Annotated in this window: 13 protein-coding genes; 9 read left to right on the forward strand and 4 right to left on the reverse strand. The window is 62.2% G+C overall.

From position 1 onward, the window contains the following. Positions 1-161: 161 nt before the first annotated feature. Complete coding sequence (locus X744_RS164900) at positions 162-737, reverse strand: GNAT family N-acetyltransferase (RefSeq protein ID WP_023757517.1); 576 nt, start codon at positions 735-737, stop codon at positions 162-164. 65 nt (positions 738-802) lie between these two features. On the opposite strand from X744_RS164900, the gene X744_RS164895 reads away from it, so the two are divergent. Next, positions 803-2,131, forward strand: a complete 1,329-nt coding sequence (locus X744_RS164895) for a DNA polymerase IV (protein ID WP_031259612.1) — start codon at positions 803-805, stop codon at positions 2,129-2,131. Between the two features lie 24 nt (positions 2,132-2,155). Here X744_RS164895 and X744_RS164890 read toward each other — a convergent pair whose 3' ends face one another. Then, positions 2,156-2,662, reverse strand: coding sequence for a hypothetical protein (locus X744_RS164890; RefSeq protein ID WP_023757519.1), 507 nt, complete (start codon positions 2,660-2,662; stop codon positions 2,156-2,158). Positions 2,663-2,846: 184 nt separating this feature from the next. On the opposite strand from X744_RS164890, the gene X744_RS164885 reads away from it, so the two are divergent. Together X744_RS164885 and X744_RS1000000170850 are read left to right on the forward strand one after the other, a co-directional pair. Further along, complete coding sequence (locus tag X744_RS164885; protein ID WP_023757520.1) at positions 2,847-3,728, forward strand: DMT family transporter; 882 nt, start codon at positions 2,847-2,849, stop codon at positions 3,726-3,728. A gap of 157 nt (positions 3,729-3,885) precedes the next feature. Continuing rightward, entirely contained in the window at positions 3,886-4,350 is a 465-nt protein-coding gene (locus X744_RS1000000170850) for a hypothetical protein (protein ID WP_023757521.1), read from the forward strand. 99 nt (positions 4,351-4,449) lie between these two features. Here X744_RS1000000170850 and dnaE read toward each other — a convergent pair whose 3' ends face one another. Continuing rightward, positions 4,450-7,977 (reverse strand): DNA polymerase III subunit alpha, encoded by a 3,528-nt coding sequence (gene dnaE, locus X744_RS164880; RefSeq protein WP_023757522.1) that lies wholly within the window; start codon positions 7,975-7,977, stop codon positions 4,450-4,452. A gap of 107 nt (positions 7,978-8,084) precedes the next feature. Further along, entirely contained in the window at positions 8,085-10,097 is a 2,013-nt protein-coding gene (locus X744_RS164875) for an acetyl/propionyl/methylcrotonyl-CoA carboxylase subunit alpha (protein ID WP_023757523.1), read from the reverse strand. A gap of 198 nt (positions 10,098-10,295) precedes the next feature. On the opposite strand from X744_RS164875, the gene X744_RS164870 reads away from it, so the two are divergent. The 6 genes from X744_RS164870 to X744_RS164845 all read left to right on the forward strand — a co-directional run bounded on the left by X744_RS164870 (position 10,296) and on the right by X744_RS164845 (position 15,073). Beyond that, positions 10,296-11,423, forward strand: coding sequence for an S-(hydroxymethyl)glutathione dehydrogenase/class III alcohol dehydrogenase (locus tag X744_RS164870; RefSeq protein ID WP_023757525.1), 1,128 nt, complete (start codon positions 10,296-10,298; stop codon positions 11,421-11,423). 67 nt (positions 11,424-11,490) lie between these two features. Beyond that, positions 11,491-12,060 carry an S-(hydroxymethyl)glutathione synthase gene (gene gfa / locus X744_RS164865; protein ID WP_023757526.1) on the forward strand — a complete coding sequence of 190 codons (570 nt, stop codon included), beginning with the start codon at positions 11,491-11,493 and terminating at the stop codon, positions 12,058-12,060. A gap of 64 nt (positions 12,061-12,124) precedes the next feature. Then, positions 12,125-12,592 carry a YaiI/YqxD family protein gene (locus X744_RS164860; protein WP_023757527.1) on the forward strand — a complete coding sequence of 156 codons (468 nt, stop codon included), beginning with the start codon at positions 12,125-12,127 and terminating at the stop codon, positions 12,590-12,592. A 31-nt stretch (positions 12,593-12,623) separates the two neighbouring features. Next, positions 12,624-13,301, forward strand: coding sequence for a DUF1345 domain-containing protein (locus tag X744_RS164855; protein WP_023757528.1), 678 nt, complete (start codon positions 12,624-12,626; stop codon positions 13,299-13,301). 97 nt (positions 13,302-13,398) lie between these two features. Next, entirely contained in the window at positions 13,399-14,280 is an 882-nt protein-coding gene (locus X744_RS164850; RefSeq protein ID WP_023757529.1) for a cytochrome b/b6 domain-containing protein, read from the forward strand. 1 nt (position 14,281) lies between these two features. Beyond that, a complete protein-coding gene (locus X744_RS164845) occupies positions 14,282-15,073 on the forward strand; it encodes a molybdopterin-binding protein (RefSeq protein WP_023757530.1) in 792 nt (263 codons plus the stop codon). Positions 15,074-15,107: the final 34 nt, after the last annotated feature.

A 15,107-nucleotide genomic window follows, 5' to 3' on the forward strand; every position in this document is an offset into this window, starting at 1 on the left:
TCACCCAGAAGTGCGCCCCGGTTTCGGGAGAATGACATGCATCAAACAAACAACCTAAAGCGCATGCGCTTTAGAAGAAACGCTTTATTCGTCTGGTATGAAATTACCGTCACGACCGCAAGGCGGGATCAACTACAACGCTGCCAAGCAGAATGCCTCGATCAAAGCACGAGCCGCATCAATGGCCGGCCCACCTTACGTTCCACAAGCCTTTCGAAGCCGGCCTTCTCGAACACCCGCGACGAGCCGACGAACAGGCCAATCGAACGCGAATCGCGAGACAGGTCCATCGGGCAGGCCTCGACCAGCCGGGCGCCATTCCGGCGGGCGAAATCAATGCCGCCTTCGACCAGGCGATGCGTCATACCCCTGCCGCGCGCCTTGCTGCGGATGAAGAAGCAGGAGATGGCCCACACGGCCGGATCCATGGCGTCGGCGGGATCGACCGGCGCCGACCCCCTGCCCTGATTGTTCCATTCGGGCACGTCGGCGCGCGGTCCGATCTGCATCCAGCCGACCGCCTGACCATCCTCGAATGCCAGCAGACCCGGCGGCGGGCCGGCTTCGATGCGCGCCTTGATGTGATCCTTGTTGCGCTCCCGGCTGCTTTCGCGGCGCATTGCCGGCGCCATGCGGAAATGCGTGCACCAGCATCCGTAGCAGGCACCCTGCTTGCCGAAGAGGTCCTCGAAATCCGCCCATAGCGCGGGCGTCAACGGCGCTATGGTCGTGCTCATGCGTTCTCCCCAGACCACCCTTGTCGCTGGTCTTGCGCTGTCGTAATATTGCGTTTGTTCTCTGTATGTTCCCACAAATGGCGGCTCCTGTCAACAATCCCGACCACGGTTTTTGCCGCGACTGCCTGACATTTCAGCGCAGCGAGGCGCGCCGTTGCGAGCGCTGTGGTAGTCCCAGGCTCGCGCGTCATCCCGAGCTTTACCGGCTGCATCTGGCCCATATCGATTGCGATGCTTTTTATGCGGCGATCGAAAAGCGCGACAATCCGGCGCTCAAGGACAAGCCGCTGATCATCGGCGGCGGCAAGCGCGGCGTCGTGTCCACCGCATGCTACATCGCCCGTATCCAGGGCGTGCGCTCGGCAATGCCGATGTTCAAGGCGCTCGAAGCCTGCCCCGAGGCGGTCGTCATCAGCCCCAACATGGAAAAATACGTGCGCGTCGGCCGCGAGGTGCGCGCCATGATGCAGGCGCTGACGCCGCTGGTCGAGCCGCTGTCGATCGACGAGGCGTTTCTCGACCTCGCCGGCACCGAGCGTCTGCACGGCCAGCCGCCGGCAGTAGTCTTGGCGCGCTTTGCGCTCGCAGTCGAGAAGGAGGTCGGCATCACCGTGTCGGCCGGCCTGTCCTATTGCAAGTTTCTCGCCAAGATAGCGTCCGACTTCCGCAAGCCGCGCGGCTTCTCGGTCATCGGCGAGGCCGAGGCGGTCGGCTTCCTGGCGGTGCAGCCGGTCACCATGATCTGGGGCGTCGGCAAGGCGTCCAACGCCACGCTGGAGCGCGACGGCATCCGCACCATCGGCCAGCTTCAGAAAATGGATCGTGGCGACCTGATGCGGCGTTACGGCACCATGGGCGACCGGCTCTACCGGCTTTCGCGTGGCGAGGACGTCCGTCGCGTCGATCCGGATCAGGACGCCAAGAGCGTATCGGCCGAAACCACCTTCGACACAGACATCGCGTCGCTGGAAGAGCTGGTCGCGGTGCTGAGAGGGCTTTCGGAAAAGGTTTCGGCACGGCTGAAGAAATCCGGCATCGCCGGGCGCACCGTGGTGCTGAAGCTGAAAACCCAGGATTTCAAGCTGCGCACGCGCAACCGCCAGCTCGGCGACCCGACCCGGCTCGCCGATCGCATCTTTCAAACCGGGGTAGAGCTTCTGCGAAAGGAAGCCGACGGCACGAAATACCGGCTGCTCGGGATAGGCGTCAGCGACCTCTCGGACGACGACAAGGCCGACCCGCCCGATCTGGTCGATGTCCAGTCGCGCAAGCGTGCCATGGCCGAAGGCGCCATCGACGCCCTGCGCGACAAGTTCGGCCGCAAGGCAGTGGAAACCGGCTACACATTCGGTAAAGGCCGCGATGCCCACCCGCCTGAGCCCCTTGAGGAGTGACGCTGCATATCGCCGTGTTGAAATTCAACTGCGCTGCAGGTCTATCCTGCTTGTCACTACGCTCTTGCCGGTTTTCGGATCGGTGTCGATGACAGTCAGCCGCATGCCGTTCTCGCCGCGTTTCTCGACCGTCATCTGTGCCCTTCGGTCACCATTGACCTCCTTGGCCCAGCGGATGCCGAGATTGATCGCGTTGCCGGAGCGGCTGCCGTTGAGTTGCGCCGGCCCGGTACGAGAACCGACATACGTGCCGCTATACTTGGCACCGCTGGCTTTCAGGTCCGCGCTGATGGCGCGCGTCACCACAATCAGTCCGCGGCAATTGCCGTCGAGCGACAACGAGGTCGACGTCGCGTTCGACTTGAAGTTACAGGACACATTGACCGTTGGCGTGTCTGTGGTCACCTTGACGATACCCTTGCCGGTAAAATCGCCATTGAACGACTGGAGAAATCTGGTCTCGTCGGCATGCGCGGCGCCTGCCGCAACCAACAGACATCCAGCAAGGCCGAATTGCGCGAATAATCTCATCGAAACTCTCCTTGACGATCTCGCAAAAGTGGGACAGTTCACGACACAGGCACGGTCGGCTACCCGGGCTCAACGCCCCTCGCCGTTTCAGGTTCCGCCTGTCTGACAACATCCGTCCGACTGGCCCAGAAGAATGCAGCGACTAGTGATTGCGGCAAAAGCTGCGGCCTGCGACACAGCCGGCATGGCACCTACCCCTTCGATTCCAAAGGCCGCGTTCTGGATGGCATTGTCGATCGCCTCGTTCCTGGCGATGTCGGTCGCCGGCCGCGCCACGACAGCCGAACTCAACGTCTTCCAGGTGCTGGAACTGCGCTCGGTGATCGGCTTTTTCATCCTTCTGCCGCTGGTGATGATGAGCGGCGGCTTTCCAGCCATGCGCACGCAACGCCCCGTCGCCCACCTCGCCCGCAATGTCATCCACTATACCGGCCAGGCGGCCTGGCTCTACGCGCTGACGCTGATCCCGCTGGCCGTGCTGATCTCGATCGAATTCACCACACCGATCTGGACGGCAATCCTGGCGGTGGCTTTTCTCGGCGAAAGGCTCTCGCGGCCAAAACTTGCGGCGATCGTGCTGGGGTTGGTCGGCGTCGTGATCATCGTGCGCCCCGGTGTCGGCTCGGTCGATCCGGGACATCTCGTCGTGCTCGGTGCCGCGGTCTGCTTCGGTATCTCCGTGGTCATGGTCAAGTCGTTGACGCGGACTGACAGCGTCGTGCGCATCATCTTCTGGATGCTGATCATCCAGTCGGTGGTCGGTCTGGTTCCGGCGCTCTATACGTGGCGCAACCCGCCGCTGGAACTGTGGCCATGGATCGTGCTAATCGCCTTCACCGGCATGTCGTCGCATTTTTGCATGGCCCGCGCACTTGGCTATGCCGATGCGACAGTCATCTCGCCGATGGATTTCCTGCGCGTGCCACTATCGGCGCTGATCGGCTGGCTGCTCTATAGCGAGCAGATCGACGCCTTCACCGCCGGCGGCGCGTTGTTGATCCTGATGGGCAATCTGCTCAATCTTCAGCGAAAAGCGCCGCAGCCGGCGGACATCGCCGCGTCTTAGCCCGATGCATTGGTCTGGCCTGGTGACGCCTCCGGTGAAGATCTTGGCTGCGCAAATTTATGCGCTGACCTGAGATTGTCGCCTTGCCGCCGCGGCGGCGGGGTGAGATGGTCCGGAGACGAAGAGCAAGAAAGTGCCAGCGTGAGATCGTGCAACGATGCGTGTCGTGATCGTCGCTATTTTATTGGTGTCGACGGTGCTGGCCACCAGCAAGGCGCAAGCCGAAGCGGCAACGCATCTTGACGTGCCGGACAATCTTACCGCTTCTGCCTTTGGTCCGAAGATCGTAGCCGACTATTCCGCGTCCATGCTGCATTATCGAACAAACCTGAGCACGCATTTGCAGAATGGTCTTATCGGCGATTTCGTTTCCTCGATGCGCATCCCCTGGGCTTGGCGTTCAGACGATGGAAGCACGGTTCGGCGCATCGGCGATAGGCTGTTCCTGCTTACGCAGGGCGATTGCCTTAGCCGAATGTGCCAGGAGGTCTATTGCCAACAGACGGAGTGGCCGGTGTTCGACTGCCGCGATGGCCACAAGCGCAAGATGGCGGCTCCCGGCCCGTCGGACATCATTTTCGACGGTATCAGCTACAGTCAGATAGGCAGTCCGCAGTTCTGAGCGAATTGGGCCTCGACTGCGGCGGGATGGGCTCGCCGTCAATTGCCGTCATCGGATATCTTGAGGAGGTGCCGCCGGCATTACAGCGATATGCCGTGATCACACCAGCTCCACTTCGACCACGCCCGGAACAGCCCGCATCGCCGAGGCGATCTGTGGCGAGATCCGGTAGCGGTTCGGCAGCTCGATCTCGATTTCCCCCTCGCCTTCTTCCTTGATCAGCACGAAGCTGACTTGGCCCTCGCCCTTGACGATCAGTTGGCCGGCCAGCGTGTTGATCGGCGCGGCGTTGCGCACGAAGATGCGCAGTGCCTTCTGGACGCGGCTTGCCTCGTCCTCCAGCGATTGCACCGAGTTGATGCGCAAATTGACGCCTTCCGGCCTGTCCTCGGCCGCAACGGTGATGACGACGGAGCGGCCGGCCTCGAGCAGGTCGCGATACTGCGCCAGTCCTTCCGAAAATAGCACGGCTTCGTACTGGCCGGATGTATCGGAAAAGGCGATGACGCCCATCTTGTTGCCGGTGCGCGTCTTGCGCTCCTGCTTGGACGTCACCGTGCCGGCTAGACGCCCGGCGGCGGCACCACGCTTGACGGCCGCCGAAAATTCGGCCCACGTCTGCACCCGCATCTTCTGCAGGGCCGCCTTGTACTCGTCGAGCGGGTGTGCCGAGAGATAGAAGCCGACCACCTGGAATTCGCGGTGCAGCCGGTCGGCGGCAAGCCACGGTTCCGTCGTCGGCAGATTGAGTGCCTGCGACTGGGCGCCGAGCGAGGCGCCGAAAATGTCGTGCTGACCGGAAACCGCGTTTTGCTGCGCCAGCGATGCCAGCCCCATCATGCGTTCCACGCCTGCCATCATCGAGGCGCGATCATGGCCGAAGCAGTCGAGCGCGCCGGCCATGATCAAGCTTTCGAAGACGCGCTTGCCGACGATCTTGGGATCGACCCGCTCGCAGAAATCGGCGAGATTCTTGAACGGCTTTTCGCCACGCTGGGCAACGATGTGCTCGACCGCCGCGTCGCCGACGCCTTTGAGCGCGGCCAGCGAATAGTAGATGCGGTTCTCACCGACCTCGAACGGACGAAAGCTCGATATTACCGACGGCGCCAGAACCTCGATGCCGAGGCGCAGCGCGTCCTGGCGGAAATCGGCGAGCTTGTCGGTGTTGCCCATGTCGAGCGTCATCGACGCCGCCAGGAACTCGACCGGATAATGCGCCTTGAGGTAGGCGGTCTGGTACGACACCACCGCATAGGCGGCGGCGTGCGATTTGTTGAAACCATAGTCGGCGAACTTGGCCAGCAGGTCGAAAATGAAGTCGGCTTGCGGCTTGCCGACGCCGCGCTCGACCGCGCCCGAAACGAAGCGTTCGCGCTGCTTGTCCATCTCGGCGCGGATCTTCTTGCCCATGGCGCGGCGCAGCAAATCGGCTTCGCCGAGCGAATAGCCGGCAAGCTCCTGCGCGATCTGCATCACCTGTTCCTGGTAGACGATGACGCCTTGCGTCTCTTTCACCAGATGGTCGATCTTGGGATGGATCGACGCCATCTCCTCCTCGCCATGCTTTCTGGCATTGTAGGTCGGGATGTTCTCCATCGGTCCCGGCCGGTACAGCGCCACCAGCGCGATGATGTCCTCGATGCAGTCGGGCCGCATACCGATCAGCGCCTTGCGCATACCGGCACTTTCCACCTGGAACACGCCGACCACTTCGCCTCGCGACAGCATGGCGTAGGTCTCGGGATCATCGAGCGGGATCGTCGCCAGGTCGATCTCGATGCCGCGCCGGCGGATCAATTTCACTGCCGTTTCGAGTACGGTCAGTGTTTTCAGGCCGAGGAAGTCGAATTTCACCAGCCCGGCCTGCTCGACATATTTCATGTTGAACTGGGTAACCGGCATGTCCGAGCGCGGATCGCGGTACATCGGCACCAGTTCCGACAGCGGCCGGTCGCCGATGACGATGCCGGCTGCGTGGGTCGAGGCGTGACGGTAGAGGCCCTCCAGCTTCTGCGCCATGTCGAGCAGCGTCTGGACGATCGGCTCCCTTTCGGCCTCTTCGGCAAAGCGCGGCTCATTGGCGATGGCATCGGCGAGCTTGACCGGATTGGCCGGATTCTGCGGCACCATCTTCGAGAGCTTGTCGACCTGGCCATAGGGCATCTGCAGCACGCGACCGACGTCGCGCAGCACGGCGCGTGCCTGCAGCGTACCGAAGGTGATGATCTGGCCGACCTGGTCGCGGCCGTATTTCTGCTGGACGTAACGGATGACTTCCTCGCGGCGATCCTGGCAGAAGTCGATGTCGAAGTCGGGCATCGACACGCGGTCGGGGTTGAGGAAGCGTTCGAACAGCAGGGAAAAGCGCAACGGGTCGATGTCGGTGATGGTCGTCGAATAGGCGACCAGCGAGCCTGCGCCCGAACCGCGTCCCGGCCCGACCGGAATGCCCTGCGCCTTCGCCCATTTGATGAAGTCGGCAACGATCAGGAAATACCCCGGAAACTTCATCTTGGTGATGATGCCGAGCTCGAAATTCAACCGCTCGCGATATTGCTCTACGGTGTAGCCGGCAGTCGGGCCATGCGCGGCCAGCCGCGCCTCAAGCCCCTCATGCGCCTGGCGGGCCAATTCGTCGGCTTCCGCCTGCAAGGCGGCATCGTTGTCGGCGACATCGCCGCCGGTGAAGCGCGGCAGGATCGGGTTGCGATTCCTGGGATAGTAGGAGCAGCGCAGTGCGATCTCGACGGTGTTGTCGATCGCTTCCGGCAGATCGGCGAACAGCCGCGCCATATCGGCCTGGCTGCGCAGGAAATTGTCCGGCGACAGACGGCGGCGATTGTCGACAGCGACGACAGAGCCCTCGGCGATCGCGATCAGCGCATCATGGGCGTCATAATCGTCGCGCGCCAAGAAGAACGCCTCGTTGGTGGCGACCAGCGGCAATTCATGGGCATAGGCAAGATCGATCGAGGATTTCTCGATCACCCGATCATAACCCGAAACCCGGTCCAGTTCGACATAGAGCCGGTCGCCGAACATCGACTTGAGGGTCAAGAGCCGTGTTTCGGCCAGATCGCGGCGATCTTCCTTGAGCGCAGTGCCGATCGGTCCGCGCGGCCCGCCACTGAGGCAGATCAACCCGTCACAATAGCCTTGCATCATTTCAGTGGTCAGGTGCACCGCCTCGCCCGGCGGCGTTTCGAGGTAGACGCGGCTGACCAGCCTGACCAGATTGGAATAGCCGGCCTCGGTCGCGGCAAGCAGGACGACCGGCCGCATGTCCGGGCCTTGCCGCCTGCGGTCGCGCTGGCCATCATTGCTTTCGCCGGAAAATGCGAGCGCAGCCTGGCAGCCGATGATCGGCTGGATACCGTCCTTCACTGCCTTCTGCGCGAATTCCAGCGCGCCAAACAGATTGTTGGTGTCGGTTACGGCAATGGCGGGAGCTCCGTCCTTGACCGCGTGAGCCACCACCGTGCCGATCTGTAAGGCGCCCTCCAGCAGCGAATAGGCCGAATGCACACGCAGATGGACGAAAGGCCGTGCGGGCGCCTCCGGCCGCGCCGCAGCAATCGCTGCTTCGCGCTTCAGGGGATCGCGGGGTAGTTTTTCGTCGGCCATGGTGCTGCGTGAAGGTCCTTGAGTCGATGGAGATGTATTGTCCGGGACCGCGCGCTGCCAGTCCAGCACAAACCATTGCTGATCACAGGCTGCCTGCCCGGCTGGTCTTACGCAAACTCCATGATCACCGCGTCCACGGCCAGGCTGTCGCCCGGCCTGGCGTTGAGTTTGGACACGACAAGGTCGCGTTCGGCACGCAGCACGTTTTCCATCTTCATCGCCTCGACCACCGCCAGCGTCTCGCCGGCCTTGACCTCCTGGCCCTCGGCAACGGCAATCGACACGACAAGGCCAGGCATCGGGCAAAGCAGCATCTTCGACGTGTCCGGCGCCATTTTTTCCGGCATCAGCCTTTCAAGCTCGGCGATGCGCGGCAGCATGGCGCGCGCGGTCACCGACATGCCCTTCCAGGCAATACGAAAGCCGTTGGCAACAGGCCTGATCTGAGCAGTAACCTTGCGCTTGCCGACCGTGCCGCGCCAGATCAGGTCGCCCGGCCGCCAGTCGGATGCGACGGTCAGCGGCTTGCCGCCCTCGATCGCCAGATCGACTTCCATCGGAATGGAAATCATGCCCTCGACGATCGACGCCGACAGATAGTCATCGCCGACCTTCACCACCCAGTCGCGCTTCAGCGCTCCCGAATGCGGCGCCAGTCGCCCGCCAAGCCGGTCGAGCCGGTCGCGGCGCAGCAGTTCAACCGCGGTCGCAATCGACGCCAGCACGGCTTTCTCGTCGTCGTTCGGCACGACGGGCGCAAAACCGTCGGGATATTCCTCCGATATGAAAGCGGTCGATATCAGCCCTTGCCGCCAGCGCGGATGCTGCATCAAGGCGGCAAGAAACGGAATGTTGTGCTCGATGCCGTCGACGACAAAGCTGTCGAGCGCTTCCGACATGGCATCGATAGCGGCGAGCCGCGTGGGCGCCCAAGTGCACAGCTTGGCGAGCATTGGATCGTAGAACATGGAGATTTCCGAGCCTTCGGTGACGCCGGTGTCGTTGCGGATGACGACATCGCCGAATTGTCCTTCCTCCGGCGGCCGATAGCGCGTCAGCCGGCCCATCGAGGGCAGGAAATTGCGGTACGGGTCCTCGGCATAAAGCCGGCTTTCCACCGCCCAGCCGTTCAGCTTGATATCGCCTTGCTTCAGGCCAAGCTTTTCGCCGGCGGCAACGCGGATCATCTGCTCGACCAGATCGATGCCGGTGACCAGCTCGGTCACCGGGTGCTCGACCTGCAATCGTGTATTCATTTCAAGGAAATAGAAGTTCTTGTCCTTGTCGACGATGAACTCGACCGTGCCGGCGCTCTGGTAGTCGACGGCCTTGGCCAGCGCCACCGACTGCTCGCCCATGGCCTTGCGCGTATTGGCGTCAAGGAATGGCGACGGCGCCTCTTCGGCGACCTTCTGGTTGCGGCGCTGGATCGAGCATTCGCGCTCGCCGAGATAGAGCGCGTTACCATGCGCGTCGGCCAGCACCTGGATTTCGATATGGCGTGGATCAACGATGAACTTCTCGATGAAGACGCGGTCGTCGCCAAACGAGCCCTTCGCTTCCGAGCGTGCACGATCGAAGCCGTCGCGTACTTCCGCCTGGCTCCAGGCGATGCGCATGCCCTTGCCGCCGCCACCTGCCGAGGCCTTGATCATCACGGGATAGCCGATCTCGCCGGCAATCCTTTCGGCATGGTCGGCATTTTCGATGACGCCGAGCCAGCCGGGCACGGTGGAAACCTTGGCGGCGTTGGCGAACTTCTTCGATTCGATCTTGTCGCCCATCGCCTTGATCGCTTTGGGCTTCGGGCCGATGAAAACGATCCCTTCCGCTTCCAGCGCCTCGCAGAAAGCCGCCCGCTCGGACAGGAACCCGTAGCCGGGATGCACGGCCTGGGCGCCGGTCTCCTTGCAGGCGGCGATGATCTTTTCGGGGACGAGATAACTCTGCGCCGCGGGCGAAGGTCCGATATGCACCGCCTCGTCGGCCATTTCGACATGCACGGCATCGCGATCGGCGTCTGAATACACGGCAACCGTGGCGATGCCCATCTTGCGCGCCGTTCTGATGACACGGCAGGCAATCTCGCCGCGATTGGCGATCAGGATCTTGGTGAACATGCGGAATGTCATCCCTCGGGTCGGCCGTTCCTTTTATGGCCTGTGCTTGCCGGGTCAAGCCGACCATGCAAATCGCTGCCTTTCAATCGATTTGCGATTCCAATTCATCGCTGTGGCCCAGTCCAGGCATCAGCTTCCAGTTGATCGTGTCGACAAAACCTGAAACCTTGGAAAAAAATTCGTATTGGAGGACGCCTGATGAAAACCCGCGCCGCTGTCGCTGTCGCCGCCGGAAAGCCGCTGGAGATCATGGAGGTCGACCTCGATGGTCCGCGCGAGGGCGAGGTGCTGGTCGAGATCAAGGCGACCGGCATCTGCCACACCGACGAATTCACGCTGTCGGGTGCCGATCCCGAAGGCCTGTTCCCGGCCATTCTTGGCCATGAGGGCGCCGGCGTGGTCGTCGATGTTGGCAAGGGCGTCACCTCGGTCAAGAAGGGCGACCACGTCATCCCGCTCTACACGCCCGAATGCCGCCAGTGCCCGTCCTGCCTGTCGCGCAAGACCAATCTGTGCACGGCGATCCGCGCCACTCAGGGCCAGGGCTTGATGCCGGACGGTTCGTCGCGCTTCTCGATCGGCAAGGACAAGATCTTCCACTATATGGGCTGCTCGACCTTCTCGAATTTCACCGTGCTGCCCGAGATCGCGCTGGCCAAGGTCAACGCCGACGCTCCCTTCGACAAGATCTGCTACATCGGTTGCGGCGTCACCACCGGCATTGGTGCTGTCATCAACACGGCCAAGGTCGAGATCGGCGCGACCGCCGTCGTCTTCGGCCTCGGAGGCATTGGCCTGAACGTCATCCAGGGCTTGAAGCTCGCCGGCGCCGACATGATCATCGGCGTCGATTTGAACAACGACAAGAAGGCGTGGGGCGAAAAATTCGGCATGACGCATTTCGTCAATCCGAAGGAGATCGACGGCGACATCGTCCCCCACCTCGTCAACATGACCAAGCGCGGTGCCGACCAGATCGGCGGCGCCGACTACACCTTCGACTGCACCGGCAACACCAAGGTGATGCGCCAGGCCCTGGAAGCCTCGCACCGCGGCTGGGGCAAGTCTGTCGTCATCGGCGTCGCCGGCGCCGGCCAGGAGATCTCGACGCGGCCGTTCCAACTGGTCACCGGGCGGACCTGGATGGGCACCGCCTTTGGCGGCGCGCGCGGCCGCACCGACGTGCCGAAGATCGTCGACTGGTACATGGACGGGAAGATCCAGATCGACCCGATGATCACCCACACGTTGAAGCTCGAGGACATCAACAAGGGGTTCGACCTCATGCATGAGGGCAAGTCGATCCGGAGTGTGGTTATTTACTGAAGAAGACCACAAGCCGCCGACCAATCGGCCTGCGACCTCTGTGGTTCACAACTGGGAGGAGAAAAACATGGCGGAGAAACTGCATCCGAAAATCGACAATGGCTTGCCCCGGGAAAGCGCAAGCTTTGCCGGCGGCACGCTGGTCTGCGCCTGCACCAGCAATCCGGTCAAGGTTAAGGTGAAGGGCCAGATCGCGCACAATCATGCCTGCGGCTGCACCAAATGCTGGAAGCCGGAAGGCGCGCTGTTCTCGGTCGTTGCCGTGGCAGGCACGGGCGACGTCACCGTGACCGAGAACGGCGACAAGCTCAAGGTGGTCGACCCCTCAGCGCTGATCCAGCGGCATGCCTGCACCGGCTGCGGTGTCCACATGCACGGGCCAGTCGAGCGCGACCACGCGTTCAAGGGCCTGTCCTTCATCCACCCCGAGCGTTTCGTCGAGGATGGCTGGTCACCTCCGGGCTTCACCGCTTTCGTCTCGTCGATCATCGAATCGGGTGTCGATCCGAAGCGAATGGAGGGCATTCGTGCCCAGTTGAAGGGGATCGGGCTGGAACCCTATGACTGCCTCAATCCCGGCCTGATGGACTACATCGCCACCTGGACCGCCAAGAAGTCCGGGGCCTTGCCGGCCTGACAGCTGTAAGATTTCAGGGACGGGGCCGGACACGTTTCCGGCCCCTGTCCATTTTGGAGAGACAATGCCGGCACCTGCCATTTACGTCGATGCAGACGCCTGCCCGGTCAAGGCCGAGGTCGAAAAGGTCGCCGAGCGCCATGGCGTCGTCGTCACCTACGTCTCCAATGGTGGCCTGCGGCCGTCGCGCGATCCGATGATCCGCAATGTCGTTGTCTCAAAGGGCGCCGATGCCGCCGACGACTGGATCGTCGACAACGCGAAATCCAACGACATCGTGATCACCGCGGACATTCCGCTCGCCGCTCGTGCGGTTGCGCTTGGCGCGCATGTGCTTGGGCCGACCGGACGTCCGTTTACGCCGGAAACGATCGGCATGGCGGTGGCGATGCGCGACCTCAAACAGCATCTGCGCGAGACCGGCGAGAGCAAGGGCTACAATGCCAGCTTCGCCCCACAGGACCGTTCGCGCTTTCTCGGCGAACTCGACCGCATCTTGCGGCGGGCGCTCAAATCCGTCACACCGCAGTAGAAACCGAGCGCCATCCAAGGTTGGAACCGCCATGGCTGCTGAAACCCCGATGAAGCCTCCCTTGCAGCGCCACATGCTGTTTGCGGTGTCGGCCTGCTTCGGCGTCGTGGCGCTTGCCGTGGCGTTGCTGCTTCATGCCTCGCTCGCCTATTCGATCGGCGCCAACGCATTCTTTGCTACCTACGTCATTCTTGTCGTCACCCAGATGCCGAAATTCACCGGCAGGTATCTGAGCAAGAATGCGCGCGCCACTGACCAGCCGATGCTGGTCATCTTCGCGGTGACTTTGGTCGTCGTCGGCGTTGCCACCTTCTCGTTGTTTCAGCTGATCAATGAGAAAGACAGCACCCACCCTATCGAATTGATCTTCGCGCTGCTGTCGATCCCGCTTGGCTGGTTCACGATCCATGCCATGGCGGCGCTCCATTATGCCCATGTCTACTGGATGGACGGCGATGCGGTCGACGCCGAGACCAAGAAGAAGATCCCGGTCGGCGGACTGCTGTTCCCGGGCGACAAACGGCCGGAAGGCTGGGATTTCCTCTACTTCTCGACGGTTATCGGCATGACGGCGCAGACCGCCGACACCAACATCTCGACGACGCATATGCGACGTGTCGTGCTTGTCCATTCGATCCTGTCATTTTTCTTCAACACGGTCATCGTCGCCGCAGCTGTCAACCTCGCCGTCAGCCTGGGCGCTCCGTAATAAATCCGTGATCGGATGAAACATTGGTTTGGATCGCGACGTATCAGGAGGACAATGAACGCGCGGGCCACGCCGTGAGGCCGGGAGACGAGACAAGATGGAATCCGTTGCCAGAAGCCAATCCGCCGCCGATCCCGGTGCTTCGGCGTCGAACGAAAAACCGCTGATCTACCGGCAGTCGCGCTGGACGCGGCTGACGCATTGGCTCTGGGCCATCTCGCTGTTCTTCATGCTGCTGTCCGGCCTGCAGATCTTCAATGCCCGCCCGCAGCTCTATATCGGCAAGGAGTCTGGTTTTGGCTACAACAACACCATCTTCGCCATCGGCGCCGAGAACACCAACGTCGGGCCACGCGGCTACACTGAAATCCTTGGACATCGCTTCGACACCACAGGGGTGCTCGGCTGGTCAGGGCCGGCGGGCCAGGAGACATCCCGCGCATTTCCGTCCTGGGCGACCATCCCGTCCTACTACGACCTCGGCACCGCCCGCGTCGTCCATTTCTTCTTCGCCTGGATACTGACCACGACCTTGATCGTCTGGTTTGTCGCCAGCACCATGAACGGCCATCTGCGCCGCGACCTCGCACCACGCCTCGACGACCTGAAGCGCTTGCCGCAGGACATCATCGATCACGCCAAGCTCAGATTCCACCACACGCGGGAGTACAACACGCTGCAGAAGATGGCTTATGGCGGCGTGCTGTTCGTCCTCCTGCCGCTGATGATCATCACCGGCCTGGCCATGTCTCCCAGTATGGATTCGGTGCTGCCGTTCCTCAACGATCTGCTCGGAGGACGGCAGACGGCGCGCACCATCCATTTCACCGTCATGGTGCTGCTGGTCGCCTTCTTCATCGTTCATATCCTGATGATCCTGGCCGCCGGCCCGATAAACGAACTGCGTTCGATCATCACCGGCTGGTACCGCACCGATCCTCCCGCACAGGACGACAAGACAACCGAGAGGAGTGCCTGACATGGCAAAGTTTGAGATCAGCCGCCGCAAATTCCTGACGGGTGCCAGTCTCGGTGCCTCCGGTATCATGCTGTCGGGCTGCGACGCCTTCGACAGCCAGCTAAGCGTTGGCAGTGGCTTGCGCAGTTTTCTCGAAAACGCCAATGACCTGACATACCGGGCACAGCGCCTGCTCGCGGGACGCGACGCCCTGGCGCCGGAATTCACCGAGGCCGACATCCGCCAGCCGCAGCGGCCGAATGGTGTGACTGCGCCGGACGACGATGTTTACAAGGGTCTGCTTGCCAACAACTTCGCCGACTGGCGACTGGAGGTTACAGGCCTGGTCGAAAAGCCGCTGTCGCTCAGCCGTGAGCAGCTGATGAACATGCCGAGCCGCACCCAGATCACCCGCCATGACTGCGTCGAAGGCTGGAGTTGCATCGCCAAATGGACCGGGACGCCGCTGTCGCTGGTGCTGGACCAGGCGGTGGTCAAGCCGCAGGCGCGCTACGCAATGTTCCATTGCCTCGACACGATCGACCGCAGCCTTTCCGGCGACATCAAATATTACGGCTCGATCGACCTGATCGATGCCCGTCACCCGCAGACGATCCTCGCCTATGGCGTGAACGGCAAGCCGCTGCCGGTTGAGAACGGCGCACCGCTGCGCGTCCGTGTCGAGCGGCAGCTCGGCTATAAGATGCCGAAATACCTCTACAAGATCGAACTCGTCGACGGCTTCGCCACTATCGGCGGCGGCAGGGGCGGCTATTGGGAAGACAATGGCTACGACTGGTACGGCGGCATCTGACAGTTAGGGGATAATGCCCTGAGATCAGCGGTTT

This window comes from Mesorhizobium sp. LNHC252B00, assembly GCF_000502955.1.
GTDB lineage: Bacteria > Pseudomonadota > Alphaproteobacteria > Rhizobiales > Rhizobiaceae > Mesorhizobium.

Excerpts from the sequence above, each read along its gene's own strand:
- X744_RS164870 (WP_023757525.1), top strand. The coding sequence starts at position 10,296 with ATGAAAACCCGCGCCGCTGTCGCTGTCGCCGCCGGAAAGCCGCTGGAG.
- gfa (WP_023757526.1), top strand. The coding sequence starts at position 11,491 with ATGGCGGAGAAACTGCATCCGAAAATCGACAATGGCTTGCCCCGGGAA.
- X744_RS164860 (WP_023757527.1), top strand. The coding sequence starts at position 12,125 with ATGCCGGCACCTGCCATTTACGTCGATGCAGACGCCTGCCCGGTCAAG.
- X744_RS164850 (WP_023757529.1), top strand. The coding sequence starts at position 13,399 with ATGGAATCCGTTGCCAGAAGCCAATCCGCCGCCGATCCCGGTGCTTCG.
- X744_RS164855 (WP_023757528.1), top strand. The coding sequence starts at position 12,624 with ATGGCTGCTGAAACCCCGATGAAGCCTCCCTTGCAGCGCCACATGCTG.
- X744_RS1000000170850 (WP_023757521.1), top strand. The coding sequence starts at position 3,886 with ATGCGTGTCGTGATCGTCGCTATTTTATTGGTGTCGACGGTGCTGGCC.
- X744_RS164890 (WP_023757519.1), bottom strand. The coding sequence starts at position 2,662 with ATGAGATTATTCGCGCAATTCGGCCTTGCTGGATGTCTGTTGGTTGCG.
- X744_RS164895 (WP_031259612.1), top strand. The coding sequence starts at position 803 with ATGTTCCCACAAATGGCGGCTCCTGTCAACAATCCCGACCACGGTTTT.
- X744_RS164885 (WP_023757520.1), top strand. The coding sequence starts at position 2,847 with ATGGCACCTACCCCTTCGATTCCAAAGGCCGCGTTCTGGATGGCATTG.
- X744_RS164900 (WP_023757517.1), bottom strand. The coding sequence starts at position 737 with ATGAGCACGACCATAGCGCCGTTGACGCCCGCGCTATGGGCGGATTTC.
- X744_RS164845 (WP_023757530.1), top strand. The coding sequence starts at position 14,282 with ATGGCAAAGTTTGAGATCAGCCGCCGCAAATTCCTGACGGGTGCCAGT.
- dnaE (WP_023757522.1), bottom strand. The coding sequence starts at position 7,977 with ATGGCCGACGAAAAACTACCCCGCGATCCCCTGAAGCGCGAAGCAGCG.
- X744_RS164875 (WP_023757523.1), bottom strand. The coding sequence starts at position 10,097 with ATGTTCACCAAGATCCTGATCGCCAATCGCGGCGAGATTGCCTGCCGT.